Genomic DNA, 18,405 nt, shown 5'->3' on the forward strand with positions numbered 1-18,405 from the left:
GATCATCTCGGCGCGCCCACGATGTGCTCGACGACCTGCACGCGATGGTGCGCCGCCAGCGCCTTCTCGCTATACACCACGATCTGGTCGCCGCGCTCGAGGCCTGCCGCAACCTGCACATAGCCATCGAGGTCGGCGGCTCCAAGGCGGACCGGCGCAAATCGCAAGCCCCGTTCCATGAGCTGCCAGACACCTGTGGTCTCGTGGTCACGCCTGATCGCGGCGTTCGGAATGACCAGCGTGGCAGGCAGCGCGGGCATGTCGACCGTGACCTCTGCCAGCTCCCCCACCGCCGGCAGCGGTTCAGGCATCGTCTGGAAGACCACCTTGGCCAGCAGCTCCTCGGTTACCGCATCGGCCATCGGCTCGACCCGAAGCACCCGACCTTGCAGCGCCTGGCCGCCACGCGAGCGCAGCACGACCCGAGCCGGCAGATCCTGCGCCAAGCCGGCGGCACCGACCTGGTCAAAGCGAACATTGATCCAGTAGCTGCCCGGATCAATGACGTTCACCACGGCCTGCCCGGCGACGATCGTCGAGCCGGGATCAGCCGTTCGCTCAGCCACCAGGCCGTCCACCGGAGCGATCAGGCGCAAATCCGCGCGCTGCGCCAACAGGACTTCCCGATCAGCCCTGGCGCGCGCCAGCTGTTCTTCGGCAGCAGTCAAGGCTGCGTCGGCTATCCGCAGCTCGTGACGCTTCGTTGCAGCATTCTCCTCGCTGGTCGCCCGCGCCTCGTACAGTCGTGTGTAGCGTCCAGCCTGGGTGCTGGCGTAGCTCTGTCGCTGTTGCGCCTCACGCAAGGCCGCCTCGGCAGCGTTGACGGTCGATGCCTGCGCAGCAATCCGCTTGTCGAGGTCCACCGGGTCCATTTCCCCGATCACCTGTCCTGCAATGACACGATCACCGACCTGCACGGCGAGGCGCAGCAGACGCCCGGTGGAGGTGGGACCGATCCTGTAGGTGTAGCGCGCCTCCACGGTGCCGATGCCAAACAGTGCCGGCGCCAGCGGGCGCGACTCTACCGCCGCGACCGTCACCGCAACGGGTGCGAGAGGACCGGAACGCAACGCCACATAGCCGAACAGACCAGCCAAAGGCACCACGACCGCCAGCAGTACCAGCGCGCGGCGGTGCAGGATCGGTCGCTTCATACGGCAGCCTCGATGCCACGCCGATAGACCGCGAAAACGCGCGGTGCATCGCGGCGGATTCGTTGCATATCGCCATCGAGCATCGACTGCATCACCAGCCCCTGGATCGTGCCGATGAAAAGCATCGCCGCGGCCTCGTCATCCAGTTCGGCAGCCAGCTCGCCGTTGGCTTTGCCCTTCTCGATCAGCACCTGCAAACGCTCGGCATAACGCCTGATCAACGTCTGCACCATGCGCTTGGCAGCCGACGATTCAGCGCGCTGAAGTTCGCCGAAGATCATGCGCGGCACACCCGGATGCTCGGCCACGAAGTCGACGTGACTCATGAACATCGCTTCCATCGCCTCGAGCGCGGACTCGATGCCACGAGCCGAACGGTCTATGCGCGTGAGCAGCCGTTCGGCCACCCACTCCATCGTCGCCTGCCAGATGGCGTCCTTGTTCGCGAAGTGCCGAAACAGCGCGCCCTGGGTTACATGCATGTGCTTGGCAATCGCGGCGGTGGTGATCTCGCTGGGATTGTTCGACCCAGCGAGTTCCACGACCGCCTCGATCGTTACAGCGCGACGCTCGTCAGCGGGGAGATGTTTCGAAGGATTGTCCATGAGCCGCTCAAAAGATAGTAATCGATTACTATCTTAGTCACCGAAACGAATTTTGCAACGACGCGCGCCGCAATCCGCCTCCGTCCAGACCGGCTTAGCCTTGAGGTCGCCCGCAGCACATCGAGAAAAGTCGTGGGCTGCGAGGAATGCTGACCACCCCGAAGGCCGTGCCCGCGACTCCCGACGTTCTTGATATCCAAGTGGACGCCGTCAGCTGGAGCCGTGCGACGAACTCGGCTCCACGCTGGTCGTTCAGCAAACCGAAGCGCTCATTCGATCAGCGGCACGGCTCTGTCACTGCTCGCCGCCGCGCTCAGCGCGCTCCGTCGTCAGCCACCGTGCCATCGGGCTGCACGTTCCGGGTCTTGTACATCGACACGATGACGCCTCCGGCCAGCAATGCCACGGTCACACTCAAGGAGATAACCGACGGAATCTTGCCGATGATGCCTACCAGGAAGATCTTCGCGCCGATGAACACCAGTACCAGCGCCAGTGCGTATTTCAGGTACGCAAAGCGATGGATCATCGCGGCGAGCGCGAAATAGAGCGCCCGAAGCCCGAGGATGGCGAAGATGTTCGACGTATAGACGATGAACGGATCCTGGGTAATGGCGAAAATCGCCGGGACGCTGTCGACCGCGAAGACCAGGTCGGCACACTCGATCAGGATCAGCGCGAGGAACAGCGGCGTCGCCCACAGCACGGGCTTGCCCGTCGCGTCGGGCTGACGCACGAAGAAGCGCTGCTCGTGCAGTGTGTTCGTGCCCCGCAGATGCTTGCGCAGAAACCTGACCAGCAGGTTGCGTTCGAGATCCGGGTGATCGTCGACCTTGCTGAACAGCATCTTCAGACCGGTCGCGGCGAGGAAGAGCCCGAACACGTAGAGAATCCAGCTGAATTCGTGAATCAGGGTCGCGCCCAGACCGATCATCAGCGCCCGCAGCACGAGCACGCCCATGATTCCCCAGAACAGCACCTTGTGCTGGTACTGCCGCGGAATCGCCAGGAAGCCAAAGATGGTGGCCATGAGAAAGACGTTGTCCATCGACAGCGATTTCTCGATGAGGAAGCCGGTCAGGTAATCCATGCTGGCATCGCTGCCTTTCTGGAAATACACCCACAGGCCGAACAGCAGACCGGCGCTGATGTAGCCCGCCGACAGCAGCAGGCTCTCGCGCACGCCGATTTCGTGATTGTCCCGGTGAAGGACTCCCAGATCGAAGGCGAGCAGCGACACCACAACGGCGATGAAAACCAGCCACAGCCAAGTAGCCGTGCCGAGAAATTCGGCAAGGAGAAACGGTTCTAGGGCAGTCATCGAGCCCCTCCTTTCAGTCATAGTCAAAACGACTGTGACTCCGACATCGCGGTACGAAACCGCCAGAGGGGCCCGGTGTCACCCCGCTACTCTAGTGAGGCGAAGCGTCACGCCACAAGCGCGAGGTATTGCGAAGTATTTCTCATATTTTGCCATATTGAACGCCCTGAACCAGCGCTCACGGAGGACCACTTTTCGCTAGAGACAGGTCAGCACAAATCGATCGGCCACCCCTCCCCCGGAATCGGCGCCACGATCAGGAGGCACTTCGCAATCTGACGCACCGGTCACGCTGCGATTTCAACCTGGGCCGCTTCCTTTCAAATTGAAATCCGAAGAATTCAGAATTCACCTTTAAAATCAATAATTTAATAGTTGGCAGACTCTTTGCTAGTTCAGGTCAGAGGACCGTTGAATGAAATAGCGAGGAGCCGCAATGACGAATCGTATAAAAATCATCATCCCGATCCCTATGGATCAGGCTGCCGCGGCCAATCGGGCCAGCCAGCTTCCACCTCACTTGATTCTTCCCGGGTTTCACCCCGAGTTCGTGCCGGTCGCCCGTGGGGCCTCGCTGGCCGACAGCCCCTACGACGTCCTGCTGATGGATTTCTCCGTGGTCGAGGCGGGACTGCGCGCCGAGGAAGAAGGCTATGACGCGGTGTGCATCGACACCGTCAGCGACTCCGGCCTGGCCGCCCTGCGCTCGCGCCTGAATATCCCGGTGGTTGCACCCGGCATGTCGGCGTTTCACATGGCCTGCATGCTCGGCAAGAAATTCAGCGTGATCACCATGTGGGAACCGTGGTTCGCGCTCTACGAAAAGACCCTCACCGAATACCAGCTGTGGCCTCGCGTGGCCTCGATCCGTTCGATCAAGACGCGTCCGGACCTGAAGGAGCTACTGGGCGGCAAGGAAGAAGTGGTGTTCGCCAAGCTCGAAGCCGAAGCACGTCTGGCAATGGAGGAAGACGGCGCGGATGTCATCGTGCTGGGTTCGACCACCATGCACCAGTCCCACGCCTACCTCAGCGAGCGCCTGCCCATCCCGGTGATCAACCCCGGCCAGGTGGCCTACAAGCTCTGCGAGCTGATGCTGACCCTGGGCCTCAAGCCCAGCCGCAAGGCCTATCCGGCACCGGAAAACCCCAACGACGCTGCCTACCACGCGTTCACTCGCTGACAACAAGAACAAGAGAGGAAGGAAATCATGTCCCAGCTGACCCGTGACGAGCTGATCGAACTGGCCACCCAGAAGTACTTCGCCAACGTCGATCGCAAAGCGATGGAGCCAGTGCTCGACTGCTGCAACGAGGATGTGCAGTTCACCATCCAGACCGACAACCTGACGCACAGCGGCCATGCCGGGGTGCGCAAGATGTTCGAGAACCTGTTTTCCGGTTACGAGGAGATCTGGCACGGCGATTTCGAGGTGGCTGCCGACGAGCAGACCCAGACGGTCTGTGCGCGCTTCAACGTCTATCTCAAGGATCACCAGGGCAACGAAACGCGCCTGAAGAACTGCAATTTCTGGTACGTCGAGAACGGTCGCTTCAGCCGGGTGTTCGTCTTCATGAGCGGCGACAACGTGCTGCGCTGAGCCGCGGCACCCACATAGCCTGATCGCTCACACGCGCAACCGGCCCGGTTGCGCCGAGGAATAACAATGTTCAGTGACCAGATGATCGTCTTGACCTACGTGATCCGCCACGACGCCGACCGGCGCGGGTACAACCCCTGGCTGCGCGGCGTCGACAACCCGTTCTTCAACTCCGTATCGCAGATCGACCGGTACGAGAACTGGAAGCTCGCCGATGCCATCGGCGACCGCCCGCGCTGGACCCACTTCGACCTGCTGCACCCGGCCAAGGGTGTCGCGCCACAGGAGATTTTCCACATTCCCGTGGTCGCGGAATTCGCCGCCAACTGGTCGCGACTCTGGAGCGTCGACCCGGCTGCCGCAGACCAGTCGGTGAACTACCAGATCCACATCCTCGAGCGGGTACGCCAGGGCAAGCGCGCGCGCGGCGGGCTGCTGGCGCTGATCGTCGACCCCGATCTGGAGCGGCTGCCGGCCGACGCCGAGCTCTGGCGCACGCGCAACATGGTGGTGGGCGACAACCAGCTTGGCGAAGTCTTCGCCCTGCAGCCCCTGGCGCTGACCGATGGCCAGGCCGATGCCGGCTGGGGCCGCCAAGTGCTGGTCGGCGAATGCATCGCCAGCCCGAACTACCCGTGAAACCACACCGACAGGCGTCACCCGACGCCTGCTTCGACTGACTTCCGCCCCAAGGCACAACGAGTAGCCGACATGACCGAGAACAACAAGAAACCGGGCGAAATCGCCTACCCGCATCTGTTTTCACCCCTGCGGATCAACTCCATCACCGTGCGCAACCGGCTGATGCAGACCGCGCATGCCAAGGGCTTTCATTCCGGCTCGGGGCTGACCAACAACCGCGACATCTACTACCAGGCCGAGCGCGCCAAGGGCGGTATCGGCCTGATCGTCACCGGCGCGCGCCACACCCATCCCAACTCCACCGGCCCGAACCGCTCGCTGGCGCGTGGCAACCGCCCGGAGATCATCGAGCGCGACGCCGAGATGGTCCGTGCCGTGCACGCGTTCGGCGGCCACATCATCGCGCAGATCATCCATTTCGGCCCGCAGGGTCGCAGCGGCGCGCTGGACGATTACCGCGAACTGTGGGGACCGTCGACGATGAAATCGCCGGCCTACAACGAATGGGCGCGGGAGATGACCCGCGAACAGATGCGCGAAGTCTCCGAGTACTTCGCCCAGACCGCACTCAACTCCAAGGCCGCCGGCTTCGATGGCGTGGAGCTGCACTACTCCCACGGCTACCTGCACCAGCAGTTCCTGTCCTTCGTCTACAACAAGCGCACCGACGAGTACGGCGGCACGCTGGACAACATCGTCCGCTTCCCGATCGAGACCATGCAGGCCGTGCGCGATGCCGTAGGGCCGGATTTCGTCGTCGGCATTCGCATCTCGATGGATGAATGCACGGTGGGAGGCATGAAGGCCGATACCGCCATCGAGATGACCTGCAAGCTGGTGGAAACCGGCTTGATCGACTACGTCAGCGCCACCGCTGGCACCTACGCCGCGCACGCCGACCAGATTCCGCCGGGGGACTACGCCGAAGACTGGCTGGTGGAGGACGGCGCCCGTCTGCGCAAGGCGGTGCAAGCCATCCGCGACATTCCGGTGTTCATCGTCGGGCACATCGTCGACCCGAAGAAGGCCGAAGCGCTGGTGGCCGACGGCGCCGCCGACATGATCGCCATGACCCGCACGCAAATCGCCGACCCGGCGTTCGCCAACAAGCTGCTCGAAGGTCGCGAGGACGAGATCAACCACTGCATCCGCTGCAACCAGGCCTGCATCGCCCGGCTGATGGCCGGCAACGCCATCTCCTGCGTGGTCAACCCGGCAGCCGGGCGCGAGCAGCGCTTCGGCAGCCACACCGTCGAGCCGGCCCGTGCACCGGGCCGCTGGCTGGTGGTGGGTGGCGGCCCGGCGGGCATGCGTGCGGCACTGGAGCTGGCCACCCGCGGTCATGCGGTCGAGCTGGTGGAAGCATCGGAACGGCTCGGCGGGCAAGTCAACCTGGCGGCCATGCTGCCGCGCCGACACAAGTTCGGCTTCATCCCCCGCGACCTGCAGCGGCAACTGCACAAGGCGGGCGTGAACGTGCGCCTGAACACGCGGCTGAGCGCCGACGACATCGTCGCGCACGACGCCGATGGGGTGATCATCGCCACCGGCTCCACGCCGCTGAAGAGCGGTTTCACCTCCACCCGTCCGGCCGTGGATCAGGTCCCCGGCATGCAACAGGCCAACGTGTTCAGCGTGGTCGAGGTGCTGGAGGGCAAAGCGCCGCTGGGCAGGCGCGTGGTGCTGTTCGACGAGGACGGCGGCCGCTATGCCCTGGGCACCGCCGAGTACCTGCTCGACCGCGGCCACGAAGTGCATCTGGTCAGCCGCTTCACCGCGCTGTCGCCCAACCTCGCGCTCACGCTCGATCTGCCGGTGAACTACCGCCATGTGTTCGGCAAGGGCCTGCGCTACACGCTCAACAGCTGGGTGCGCCGCATCGAGGGTGGCACCGCGCAGCTGTTCAACCTGTTCACCGACCAGGACGAAGCGCGGCTGCAGGCCGACAGCTTCGTCATCGCCGCCGGCCATCGTGCCAACGACACGCTGTACCAGCAGCTGCTCGGGCGCGTGGAGCGGCTCTATTGCATCGGCGATGCACGCCTGCCCCGCCCACTGCAGGACAGCCTCTACGAAGCGATGCTGGCCGGGCGCGAGCTGCTGGACGACCCCAACCGCTTCATCGAGCAGGGCGAACTGGAAGGCTTCGACCTTCAGTGGCAAGAGACCCTGATCACGCGTGTCTCCTGAACACGCTGCCGGCCTGACCTGACGAGGGAACAATCATGACTGTCGAACGCTATCCCAACCTGTTCCAGCCGCTGCGAATCGGCAACATCACCGTGCGCAACCGCATCATGCAGTCTGCCCACGCGATGTCGTTCAACTCGCCGGACGGCCTGACTAACGACCGCGACATCCACTACCACGCCGCCCGCGCGCGCGGCGGTATCGGTCTGATGATCACCGGCAACCGGCTGATCCATCCCACCTCGAACACCTTCTGCCGCGGCTACTCCTACGGCTACCGCGAGGAGATGGTCGAGCGCGACCGCGCGCTGACCGACACCGTGCACCGCCTCGGCTCGCACATCTTCGCCCAGCTCAACCACTTCGGCGTGATGGGCGAAACCCATGCGATGGACGATTACCGGGTGCTGTGGTCGTCCTCCAACATCAAGTCGCCGGTGTTCGGTGAGATGGCCAAGGCGATGGAACGCAGCGACATGGACGAAATCGTCGAGGGCTGGGTGCGTTCGGCCGAATATTCCAAGCTCGCCGGCTTCGATGGCGTCGAGGTGCACCTCGCGCACAGCTACCTGCTGCACCAGTTCATCTCGCCGCTGTTCAACAAGCGCGACGACGAATACGGCGGCAGCTTCGAGAACCGCATGCGCTTTCCGCTGGAGGTAATCCGCGCGGTGCGCGAGCGGGTCGGCCGCGACTTCATCGTCGGCATCCGCCTGTCGATGGACGAGATGGTTCCCGGCGGCATGGAAGTCAGCGAGTGGATCGAGGTGGCGCGCACCGTCGAAGCCACCGGCGACATCGACTACATCATGGCCACCGCAGGGGTGTACCAGTCCGCCACCTACATCATGCCGCCGTACGACGTGCCCAACGGCTGGCTGGTCAACCCGGTCGCACGCTTGAAGCGCGCGGTGAACATCCCGGTGTTCTGCGTCTCCGGCATCGGCAGCGCTGGCGAGGCGGAAGCCATTCTGGCCCGCGGCGATGCCGACATGGTCGCCATGACCCGCGCACAGATCGCCGACCCGGAATTCGCCAACAAGACCCGCGAAGGCCGCGAGGATGAGATCTACCACTGCCTGCGCTGCAACCAGGGCTGCGTCGGCCGGCTGTTCCAGGGCACGTCGATGACGTGCCAGATCAACCCGGCCACCGGTCGCGAAGAGGTATTCGGTCCGCAGACGCTGAAACCGGCCACCGCGCAGAAGCACTGGGTCGTGGTCGGCGGCGGGCCAGCCGGCATGAAGGCCGCGGAAGGGCTGGCCAAGCGCGGCCACCGCGTCACCCTGCTGGAGAAGTCCGGCGAGCTGGGCGGCCAGGTCAACTACGTGGTGCGCATGCCGCGACGGGACTCCTTCGCCTGGATCACCGAAGACCTCAAGGTGCACATGGCCAAGGCCGACGTCAGCGTGCGCCTGAACCACACCGCCACGGTCGAATCGGTGCAGGCACTAGCGCCGGACGGCGTCATCGTCGCCACCGGCTCGCTGCCGGACCGCAGCGGCTATTCGGACATCAACCCGCTGGTCGAGCGGGTTCCCGGCATCGACGCCGACCACGTATTCACCGCGCTGGATGTGCTGGATCACCCGGAGCGCCTGGGCAAGCGGGTGCTGGTGATCGACGACGAAGGCACCCGCTATTCCGCCGGCATCACGGAACTGCTGGTGGACAACGGCCACCAGGTGCATGTGCTGACGCGCTGGAACGCGCTGTTCCACAAGCTCGGCGTAACTCTGGACCAGCCGGTGATCTACGCCAACCTATTCGCCCAGGGCCTGACCTACACGCTGAACGCCTGGGTCAACCAGATCCGCGGCGCGGACGTGGACATCTTCAACCTCTACACCGGGGACGAGGAAACCCTCGCCGGCTTCGACAGCATCGTCCTGTGCATCCGTCATCTGCCGCAGCAGCAGCTCTATTTCGACCTAAAGGCGGCGCTACCCAACGTACACCGGGTCGGCGACTGCGTGACGCCCCGGCGCACGGACCACGCCATCTTCGAGGGCTTCCTGGCCGGCCGGGAAATCTTCGACAACTGGCAGCGCTACATCGAGCCGGGTTCCATCGAGCGCTTCAGCGGGCCGCTGGCGGACGAGGCATTGGGCTGATCCTGGGGTCATGTTGCCTGGAGCCAGGGAAGGCTCGCCTTTTTTGCACGAATCGAACGCCACGACCATGCGCGCCAGAACGAGCGCCCGCACAAGGAATTGGATCATGCTGGACAGCCACCACCTCAACGATCTGCGAGAGATCCTCGGCCAGGACGCCCTGCTGGCCGACGAACCCTCGCGTCAGTATTTTTCCACCGACCTCAGCTTCCAGCCCGAGGCCGTCGCCGGAGCCGTGCTCCAGCCCGCCACGGTAGAGGCGCTGGCGCAGGCGGTCGCCTACTGCCACGAACAGAACATCGCCCTGGTGCCGCGCGGCGGCGGCATGTCCTACACCCGCGGCTACGTGCCGACCCGCGCGCGCAGCGTGATCGTCGATCTGCGCGGGCTCAATCGCATTCTGGAGATCAACGAGCAGGACATGTACGTGCGGGTGCAGACCGGCTGCACCTGGAGCGAACTCTACGAGGCGCTGAAGGCCAAGGGCCTGCGCACACCCTACTACGGCCCGCTGTCGGGCATGTACGCCACCGTTGGCGGGGCGCTGTCGCAGAACAGCCTGTTTCACGGCTCGGGCATTCACCACACGGCGGCAGAGAGCTGCCTGGGGCTGAAGGTCATCCTCGCCGACGGCCAGGTGGTGCAGACCGGCTCCTCGGCCCATCTGCATAGCAACGGCTTTTACCGGCATTTCGGCCCCGATCTCACCGGCCTGTTCACCGCCGATACCGGTGCCTTCGGCCTGAAGGTCGAGGCCTGCCTGCGGCTGATCAAGATGCCCGCCGAAACCCTCTGCGCGTCTTACGGCTTCGAAACCCTGCAAGCCATGTTGCAGGCGCAGACGGCCATCGCCCGCGAGGGCATCGCCAGCGAGTGCTACGGTTTCGATCCGTTCTACAACGCCGGCTTCGAGGACAAGGGCTTCACCCTCGGCGAAGGCCTGTCGGTGCTGGCCGACGTGACGACCTCCGGCAAGAGCCTGCTGAGCGGCCTGAAGAATGCGGTGAAGATCGCCACTCAGGGCCGCAAGCTGCTGAGCAAGGTCAACTACTCACTGCACATCGCGGTGGACGGCCCGACCCCGGAAGCCGTCGCCAGCATGCTGCTGATCGCCGAAACCATCGTCGGCGAAAACGGCGGCGCGCCGATCGGCAACGCCATTCCGCTGGCCTTCCGTTCCCAGCCCTTCGGCGGGGTGCGCACCATCCTGCTGGGCAGCCAAGGCGAGGTGTGGATACCGGTGCATGGCTTCTTCCCGCTGTCGCGGGCGGTGGATGCCGCCCTCACCACCGAACGCTTCTTCACCGAGAACGCCGAGCTGATGCAGCGCCACAACATCAAGTACTCGTACCTGACCTGCTTCTCCGGCGCCGAATTCGTCATCGAGCCCAGCCTGTACTGGTTCGATGAACTGGGACAGTTCCGCCTCGACCTCATCGAACCGTCGTACCGCAAGGACTGGGGCGCCATCCCGGCCGACCCGCAAACCCGCGAGGTCGCCCTCGGGCTGCGCGAACGCCTGCGCGAGCTGTACTTCGAGCTGGGCGCCTGCCACCTGCAGCTCGGCAAGTACTACCCCTTCCAGCGCTCCATCGGCAACGTCGGCACCCGCCAGTTGCTCGAGCAGATGAAGCGCACGGTGGATGCGAAGGGCCTGATGAACCCCGGCGCGCTGGGGCTGGAGTGAAGCCATGACGACGGTGAAGAAAACCTACGTGGACGTGGCGGACGGGCAGATTCATCTTCGCTACGTCGCCGGCCGGCAGGCCGTGCCGACCGTCTTCCTGCACCAGACGGCCAGCTCCTCGGCCATGTACCAGGCGGTGATGGAGCAGCTCGGCGACCTCGCTCCGCTCTACGCCCTCGATACACCGGGCTTTGGCGGCTCCTACCGGCCGCCGCTGGTTCCCACCACCGACTACTACGTCCGCGCCCTGCTGGAAGCCATCGACGCGCTGGGCATCGAGCGCTTCAACCTGTTCGGCCATCACACCGGCGCGGCCCTGGCCTGCCAACTGGCGGCGCAGCACCCGCAACGGGTACGCAGGCTGGCGATGATCGGGCCGGTACAGCTCACCGAACAGGAGCGCCGTCTGTGGCGCGACAGCGCGGTGAAACCGCTGACCATCGACGACCAGGCCACCCATCTGGCCGAGGTGTGGCAGCGCGTCACCCACCTCGACCAGCAACCGATCGCCTATCCACCGTCGACGGCGCTGGCCACCCGCGAGGCCATCGACACCCTGATCGCCGGGGATCGCTGGCACGAGGCCTACGCGGCGGTATTCGACCAGGACTTTCCCGCCTGGTTGGCGCAGGTCGATTGCCCGCTGCTACTGATCTGCGGCGACGGCGATGTGCTTCACCCCTACTTCCAGCGCGCCTGCCAGGCGCGACCGGATGCTGAAGTGCTGGAACTGGAAGCCGGGGCCTATGTGCTGGATCAGCAGCCGCAGTACATGGCGCAGGTGATCCGCACGTTCTTTCAACAGGCCGGGACATCGGCAACGACGGCCTGAACGACGAGGTGCAACGAGATGCAGACAATAAACGACACCACAACGCAGTATCGGCACGACGTCCTGGTCGACATGACCCACGACGAGGAGGCGCGCCAGGAGTTCGTGCGCTCCTTCAAGCAATACCTGGCGCTGCACGTCTCGCCCGGCAACCGCAAGGTCTACGAGGAAAAGGTCGAGCCGCAGCTGCAGGCCAAGGGCCAGGGCCAGGAGCCGAGACTGGTGGACATCGAACGGCTGATGAAGCGCGAGGAGTACTACCGCTTCTGGAGCAGCCTGCAGCGCTGCAGCCAGGAAATGATGTGGAACTCGGTGCAGATCCCGGTCGAGCGACAGCTGCCCGAGCTGGTCGAGGCCGCCCGCGAGACCGGCGCCAAGCCGCAATTGGGCAGCCTGACCCTCAACCCCGAGCTGAAGATTCCCGACTACCACACCGCAATTGACATCCACTGCATGCCCGGCGGCTATCACTCCGAGTTCGGCACCGACGACGTCGCCGCCGGCGCCGTCTATGACCGCGCTGTGTACATCTACTCGATGGGTCGCATGGGGCCGTTCAACGATGATATCGGCGCCTCCACCGCCAAGTGGCTGAAGGAAAACCACCCGGAGTTCAAGCCACAGCGCATCCTGGACCTGGGCTGCACGGTGGGCCACTCAACCCTGGCCTGGGCCGAGTACTACCCCGAGGCCGAGCTGTACGCCATCGACGTCGGCGCGCCGGTGCTGCGCTACGCCCATGCGCGTGCCGAATCCCTCGGCGTCAAGGTGCACTTCATCCAGATGAACGCCGAGCAGCTGGACTTCCCCGACGGCTACTTCGATGTGGTCAACGGCAGCATCCTGATCCACGAAACCTCGAAGAAGGCGGCGCGCAACATCTTCCGCGAGTGCTATCGCGTGCTGCGTGACGGCGGCGTGATGCTCCACGGCGAGACACCGCCCTACAAGGACCTGCCGCCCTATGATGCCTTCATGCTCGACTGGGATACCCGCAACAACAACGAGCCGTTCTGGCGCGGCAGCCACCTGATCGACCCTGTCACCGACTGCAGCGCAGCCGGTTTCGCCCGCGACAAGGTGTTCGAAATCCTTGCGCCCAGCGCATTCGAATCGAAGCTGAGCCAGCGCTACACCCACGTGTTCCAGGGTGGCGATTTCGGCGGCGGCGGTCAGTGGTACGTCTATGGAGCCTGGAAATGACAGCACAATCCCCCTACAGCCTGCCGAAGAAGGCCAAGGGCGCACGCCCGTATTTCTTCGATGACCCCGCGGTGGACAAGCTGCTGGCGATGCTCATGGGCCTGGCCGGCGAGGTGTCGGTCCTCGCCGATCGCGTGGACAGCCTGGAGCGCCTGCTGGTGGCCCAGGGCACCCTGGCTGGCGACGCCGTCGAGCACTACGTCGCCGACGCGGCGGTACGCGAGGCACGGGACGCCCGGCGCGAACAGATGCTGCGCAATGTGTTGCGCATCATCGCGCAGGATCACGAGGACCCGGACGCGGGCAAGCCCAACGATGCGGCGTACCTGGCGGCGGTGGAACAGGTGGAGCAGTAATCGTCGCGCACACGACAGGCCGCCCGCTGGGCGGCCTTTTTGTTCGTTCGGCGTACTTGCGAATGCTGGGGGTAAGCAGGGGAAGTTGAGCGTTTTGCTGCATATGATTGTTTGGCGAGTTGCTTGAGAGCTTGGTTTCGCCCTGCTGGGCGAGTCACTTTTGCCAATCGCGGCAAAAGTAACCAAAACCGCTTGCCCCTACATCCGGCCCTGCGCTCCGCTCCGGGTCCGTTCGCTCCATCACTGCTCCAGGGGTCGGCTTACAAGGGCCGTCCTTGGCCCTTTAAGCCTTTCGCCGCATCCATGCGGCTCATCCCCTTACGCAGCGACTGCGCTCACCCTCCTGAAAGGGGCGGTGGGTGCTGCTTGGCAGGTCGTGCACAGAAAAAGCAAAGCCAAAGCCAAGCGCAGCGCAACCGGCTTCTCGATCTTCCAGGCGACTCAGACCCCGATCCCGTCAGGAGGCCGAGTTGCGGTGCGCGTAGGGGGATGCGATGCATGGACGCCGAGGAGCGAAGGACGGGGTCGCCTAGGCAGGGACCTCGACCGGGCACCTACGCCCCCATTGCAAGTTGAACGAAATTTTCCAAAGCGAACCGCAACCCCACCCCGAACACCGCAGAAACCCCAGCGGCAAGGGGCCTCAGGGCAATTGGCTCACTAATTGCTCCATGCAGCATGAGCAAAACCCGCAAGGAACCGCCCATGCCGTTGCCCCAGATCCTGATCGTGTCCGGCAGCCATTCGCCCGACAGCCAGTCGGCCCGCCTGGCCGACTATCTGCGCCAGCGCCTGCAAGCGCTGGAGATCGCCGACGAGGTCGCCCTGCACGACCTGGGCAGCGCGCCCCTGCCGCTCTGGCAGGAAGGCGTGCCCTACCCGTTCGCCGCGCAGGCCGCCAGCGCCGAGGCGCTGATCCTGATCTCGCCCGAGTGGCACGGCATGGCCACGCCCGCGTTGAAGAACTGGTTCCTCTACATGGACCTCGCCTGGCTGGCGCACAAGCCGGTGCTGCTGTGCGGCGTGTCCGGAGGCGCCGGCGGGCTTTATCCGGTGCTGGAGCTGCGCAGCTACTCGTTCAAGAATTTCCGCCCCTGCTACCTGCCCGACCACCTGGTCGTCCGCGACGTGCAGGCGGTGCTGCACAGCGACGAAGCAAACCCGGAGGCAACCCGCTGCCGGCAGCGCATCGACCATACGCTGCAGTTGCTGCGGGCCTACATCAGCGGCTTCGACCATATCCGCCGCGCCCTGCCGGAACCGGTCGCGGCCTTCCGCTACGGCCTGTGAACCCATCAACGCCACGCAAGCGAGGACTGTCATGAAGTTCGGAATCTTCCTTCCCAACGGTAGCAACGGCTACATCCCGTCCAAGGGCAGCCCGGTCTACCTGCCCACCTTCGAGCACAACAAGCAGATCACCCTGGAGGCGGAACGCCAGGGCCTGGACTTCGTGCTCTCGATGATGAAGTTCAAGGGCTTTGGCGGCGAAACCGGCTACTGGGATTCATGCCTGGAGACCTTCACCCTGATGGCCGGCTTGGCCGCCGTCACCGAGCGCATCGGCCTGTTCCCCACCGTCACCGTGCTTGCCCGGCATCCGGCGGTGGTCGCGCGCATGGTGGCGACCATCGACGACATCAGCGGCGGGCGCTGCGGGCTCAACGTGGTGACCGGCTGGAACCGCCCCGAATACACGCAGATGGGGGTCTGGCCGGGTGACGACTATTACGGTCGTCGCTACGAGTACGCCGCCGACTACCTGACCCTGGTGAAGAAGTTCTGGACCGAGCCCTCGGTGACCTACAAGAGCCCCTTCTTCGAGGTGCTGGATTGCGTGGTCAACCCGCGCCCAAGCCGACAGATTCCCATCGTCTGCGCCGGCCAGTCGCCTGCAGGGCTGGCGTTCACCGCCCGGCATGGCGATCACAGTTTCATCATGGCGGAGAAGCCGGCACTCGCCGCGGCCTGCGAGCAGATGCGCGAGGAAGCAGCCAAGGCCGGGCGGCAGGTGGGCATCTACGCGCTGTTCCAACTGGTGCTGGCCCCAACCGATGCCGAGGCGCGCGCGCAGTGCGAAGCCATCGTCGCCGGTGCCGACCAGGGCGCCATCGCCAACATCCTCGCCAGCGCCGCGCTGGACTCCAACCCGGGCGGCACCGCGAACCGCATGCTCAGCGGCCTGCAGCGCAGTTTCGAGGACGGCAACCTGGCCTTCATGGGCATGCCGGTGATCCACGGCTCGCCGGCCACGGTAGCCAGCAAGATCGATGACATCGCGGCGCAAACCGGGGTGGACGGCATCCTGTTCAGCATCCCCGACTTCGTGCCGAGCATCCGCCTGTTCGGCGAGCAGGTCATGCCGAAGCTGACCTGCTAGCGCGCGCCGCTTCCCCGGCAGAAGGATCGCCATGTCCATCCAGCTACTGTTCGGCGCGGCCCTCGCGCCGATGCTTTGGGGCACCACCTACTGGCTGACCACCGAGGTGCTGTGGACCGACCGGCCGCTGACCACGGCGCTGATCCGGCTGTTGCTGCCCGGTCTGCTGCTGGTTGCCGCGCTGCGCTACCGGCCGCAGCCGGGGCAATGGAAGCCGCTGCTGCTGATCAGCCTGCCGAGCATGGCGCTGACCCATGCCTGCCTGTTCTACGCCGCCTCGCGCCTGGCCGGGCCGTTGGCGGCACTGCTGGTATCGACCCAGCCGCTGCTGGTGTGGGGTCTGGCCTGGCTGCTGTTTCGCCAGCGCACCAGCCGGCTGATCAGCGCCGGCGCGCTGCTGGGTTTTTGCGGCATGCTGCTGGTGCTGGTCGCGCCCAGTCGGATGCACTGGGACCTGCCGGCCGCCACCGCGGCGCTGGCGGCCTCGGCGAGCATGGGCACCGGCACCTTGCTGATGAAACGCTGGAAACTGGACATCCCCGCCCTGCCCTACGTCGGCTGGCAACTCACGCTGGGCGGGCTGATGCTGCTGCCGCTGGCCGCCTGGCTGGAGTTTCCGCTGCCGCTGCCAAATGCCCGCGAGATCGCCGGCTACGGCTTCCTCACCCTGTTCGGCACCCTGCTGCCTTATCTGCTGTGGTTCCGCGCCCTGCCACGCCTGGACCCGGTGCAGCTTTCGGTCTACCTGCTGCTCAGCCCGCTGACCGCCATCTGCCTCGGCTACCTGTTGCTGGACCAGACGCTGACGCCGCTGCAACTCGCCGGTGCGCTGATCGTCTTCGCCGGCATCCTGCTCAGCCAGCGACCAGCCACGACGCCCGCCTCCTCCCGCTGATCGACGGCTTGCGCGGCGCCTCGTCAGGCCAGTCCGCGAAAGCCTTTCACCACTGTGAAACCCCACCTTTCAAGTTGAAAAACAGCGCAGCTCGGCGTGGCTGAGCAACTGCTGCGCGCAACAAATAAATCTTCAATTATCAACCAGATAGAAAAACTTCGCGAAGTTGGCAGCGCAATTGCAATGGTCTGGTCGTGGCTCCAATGCACTTATAAGAGAAACAATATGAGCAAGCCTTTAGAAGGGATAAGGGTCATTGATCTGACCCACATGCTGTCCGGTCCGTATGCGGGCATGATCCTGGCCGACCTTGGTGCCGACACGATCAAGGTGGAGCCGCTGGCAGGCGAAGGTACCCGCGCCCTGCTGGCCAAGGACCCGAACAATTCACTGCACGGCATGGGGGCGTACTTCCTCACCCTCAACCGCAACAAGAAAAGCATCTGCATCGACCTCAAGAGCGAATCCGGTCTGGAGCTGTTCTACGACCTGGTCCGCACCGCCGACGTGGTACTCGACAACTTCAGCGCCGGGGTGACGACCAAGCTGAAGATCGACTTCGCGCACCTTGAGACCATCAACCCGCGCATCGTCACCTGCTCGGTCACCGGCTTCGGCCAGGACGGCCCCAACTACCAGCGCCCGGCCTTCGACCAGGTGGTGCAGGGCATCGGTGGCGGCATGTCGATCACCGGCGAGAATGCCGACAAGCCCACCCGGGCCGGCATTCCGATCGGCGATCTGGGTGGCGGCATGTTCGCCGTCATGGGCGTACTCGCCGCGCTGCAGGCGCGCAACGCCAAGGGCCATGGCCAGCACGTCGATATCTCGATGCTGGACTGCCAGATCAGCATGCTCAACTACATGGCCACCATGTACTTCCTCAGCGGCCAGAACCCCACGCCGCTGGGCAACGGCCACTTCGTCCATGTGCCGTACAACACCTTCAAGACCCAGGACGGCTTCCTCATCGTCGCGGTGATCTTCGACAGCTTCTGGGACAACCTGGTCAACCTGCTCAACATCGAGGCGCTCAAGGACCCGAAGTTCAAGGCCCAGCCCGAACGCCTGGCCAACAAGGTGCTGATCGAAGGCATCCTCAACGAGGTCTTCGCCACCCAGACCACCGACCACTGGGTCGCCCTGCTGAGTTCGGTGCGCGTGCCCTGTGCCCCGGTGAACAACTTCGGCCAGGCGCTGAGCGATCCGCAGATCCTCTACCGCCGCATGGTGGTCGAGATCGAGCACCCCGAGGGCGGCAAGGTCAACGCGCCGGGCAATCCGATCAAGCTTTCGGTGGACGGCGACGACCACTTCAGCCCGCCGCCCCTGCTCGGCCAGCACACCGACGAAGTGCTCAAGACCCTGCTCGGCTACGGCGACGCACGCATCGCGCAGTTGCGCGCCAGCAAGGTGGTGAGGTGAG

The 18,405-nt window shown here is 64.6% G+C and carries 16 protein-coding genes; 13 read left to right on the forward strand and 3 right to left on the reverse strand.

The window, feature by feature from the left end:
- Positions 1-2: 2 nt before the first annotated feature.
- From ACN0X7_RS19805 to ACN0X7_RS19815, 3 genes are all read right to left on the reverse strand, one after another.
- Positions 3-1,154, reverse strand: coding sequence for an efflux RND transporter periplasmic adaptor subunit (locus tag ACN0X7_RS19805; protein ID WP_155552555.1), 1,152 nt, complete (start codon positions 1,152-1,154; stop codon positions 3-5).
- On the reverse strand, positions 1,151-1,759 hold the full coding sequence (locus tag ACN0X7_RS19810; protein WP_155552553.1) for a TetR/AcrR family transcriptional regulator: 609 nt from the start codon (positions 1,757-1,759) through the stop codon (positions 1,151-1,153). The genes ACN0X7_RS19805 and ACN0X7_RS19810 overlap by 4 nt, the downstream gene beginning before the upstream one ends.
- A 313-nt stretch (positions 1,760-2,072) precedes the next feature.
- Positions 2,073-3,080 (reverse strand): TerC family protein, encoded by a 1,008-nt coding sequence (locus ACN0X7_RS19815; protein ID WP_417520218.1) that lies wholly within the window; start codon positions 3,078-3,080, stop codon positions 2,073-2,075.
- Positions 3,081-3,516: 436 nt separating this feature from the next.
- On the opposite strand from ACN0X7_RS19815, the gene ACN0X7_RS19820 reads away from it, so the two are divergent.
- From ACN0X7_RS19820 to ACN0X7_RS19880, 13 genes are all read left to right on the forward strand, one after another.
- Entirely contained in the window at positions 3,517-4,263 is a 747-nt protein-coding gene (locus ACN0X7_RS19820) for an aspartate/glutamate racemase family protein (protein ID WP_156714707.1), read from the forward strand.
- A gap of 27 nt (positions 4,264-4,290) precedes the next feature.
- Positions 4,291-4,680, forward strand: coding sequence for a nuclear transport factor 2 family protein (locus tag ACN0X7_RS19825; protein WP_102828300.1), 390 nt, complete (start codon positions 4,291-4,293; stop codon positions 4,678-4,680).
- A gap of 66 nt (positions 4,681-4,746) precedes the next feature.
- Complete coding sequence (locus ACN0X7_RS19830; protein WP_314020119.1) at positions 4,747-5,319, forward strand: hypothetical protein; 573 nt, start codon at positions 4,747-4,749, stop codon at positions 5,317-5,319.
- A gap of 72 nt (positions 5,320-5,391) precedes the next feature.
- The gene (locus tag ACN0X7_RS19835; protein WP_417520209.1) at positions 5,392-7,512 is read left to right on the forward strand and encodes an FAD-dependent oxidoreductase; all 2,121 of its coding nucleotides are present in this window, start codon (positions 5,392-5,394) and stop codon (positions 7,510-7,512) included.
- 35 nt (positions 7,513-7,547) lie between these two features.
- The gene (locus ACN0X7_RS19840) at positions 7,548-9,626 is read left to right on the forward strand and encodes an FAD-dependent oxidoreductase (RefSeq protein WP_417520210.1); all 2,079 of its coding nucleotides are present in this window, start codon (positions 7,548-7,550) and stop codon (positions 9,624-9,626) included.
- Between the two features lie 106 nt (positions 9,627-9,732).
- Positions 9,733-11,313, forward strand: a complete 1,581-nt coding sequence (locus tag ACN0X7_RS19845; protein ID WP_417520211.1) for an FAD-binding oxidoreductase — start codon at positions 9,733-9,735, stop codon at positions 11,311-11,313.
- Positions 11,314-11,317: 4 nt separating this feature from the next.
- Entirely contained in the window at positions 11,318-12,145 is an 828-nt protein-coding gene (locus ACN0X7_RS19850) for an alpha/beta fold hydrolase (RefSeq protein WP_417520212.1), read from the forward strand.
- Positions 12,146-12,163: 18 nt separating this feature from the next.
- A complete protein-coding gene (locus tag ACN0X7_RS19855) occupies positions 12,164-13,348 on the forward strand; it encodes a class I SAM-dependent methyltransferase (RefSeq protein ID WP_417520213.1) in 1,185 nt (394 codons plus the stop codon).
- Positions 13,345-13,704, forward strand: coding sequence for a hypothetical protein (locus tag ACN0X7_RS19860; protein ID WP_237264820.1), 360 nt, complete (start codon positions 13,345-13,347; stop codon positions 13,702-13,704). The genes ACN0X7_RS19855 and ACN0X7_RS19860 overlap by 4 nt, the downstream gene beginning before the upstream one ends.
- A 705-nt stretch (positions 13,705-14,409) precedes the next feature.
- Positions 14,410-14,994 (forward strand): NADPH-dependent FMN reductase, encoded by a 585-nt coding sequence (locus tag ACN0X7_RS19865; protein ID WP_237264821.1) that lies wholly within the window; start codon positions 14,410-14,412, stop codon positions 14,992-14,994.
- A gap of 31 nt (positions 14,995-15,025) precedes the next feature.
- Positions 15,026-16,084, forward strand: a complete 1,059-nt coding sequence (locus ACN0X7_RS19870; protein ID WP_102828291.1) for an LLM class flavin-dependent oxidoreductase — start codon at positions 15,026-15,028, stop codon at positions 16,082-16,084.
- Between the two features lie 31 nt (positions 16,085-16,115).
- Positions 16,116-16,979 (forward strand): DMT family transporter, encoded by an 864-nt coding sequence (locus ACN0X7_RS19875; protein WP_417520214.1) that lies wholly within the window; start codon positions 16,116-16,118, stop codon positions 16,977-16,979.
- A 225-nt stretch (positions 16,980-17,204) separates the two neighbouring features.
- The gene (locus tag ACN0X7_RS19880) at positions 17,205-18,404 is read left to right on the forward strand and encodes a CaiB/BaiF CoA-transferase family protein (RefSeq protein ID WP_314020116.1); all 1,200 of its coding nucleotides are present in this window, start codon (positions 17,205-17,207) and stop codon (positions 18,402-18,404) included.
- Position 18,405 lies beyond the last annotated feature (1 nt).

This window comes from Minwuia sp., assembly GCF_048263705.1.
GTDB lineage: Bacteria > Pseudomonadota > Alphaproteobacteria > Minwuiales > Minwuiaceae > Minwuia.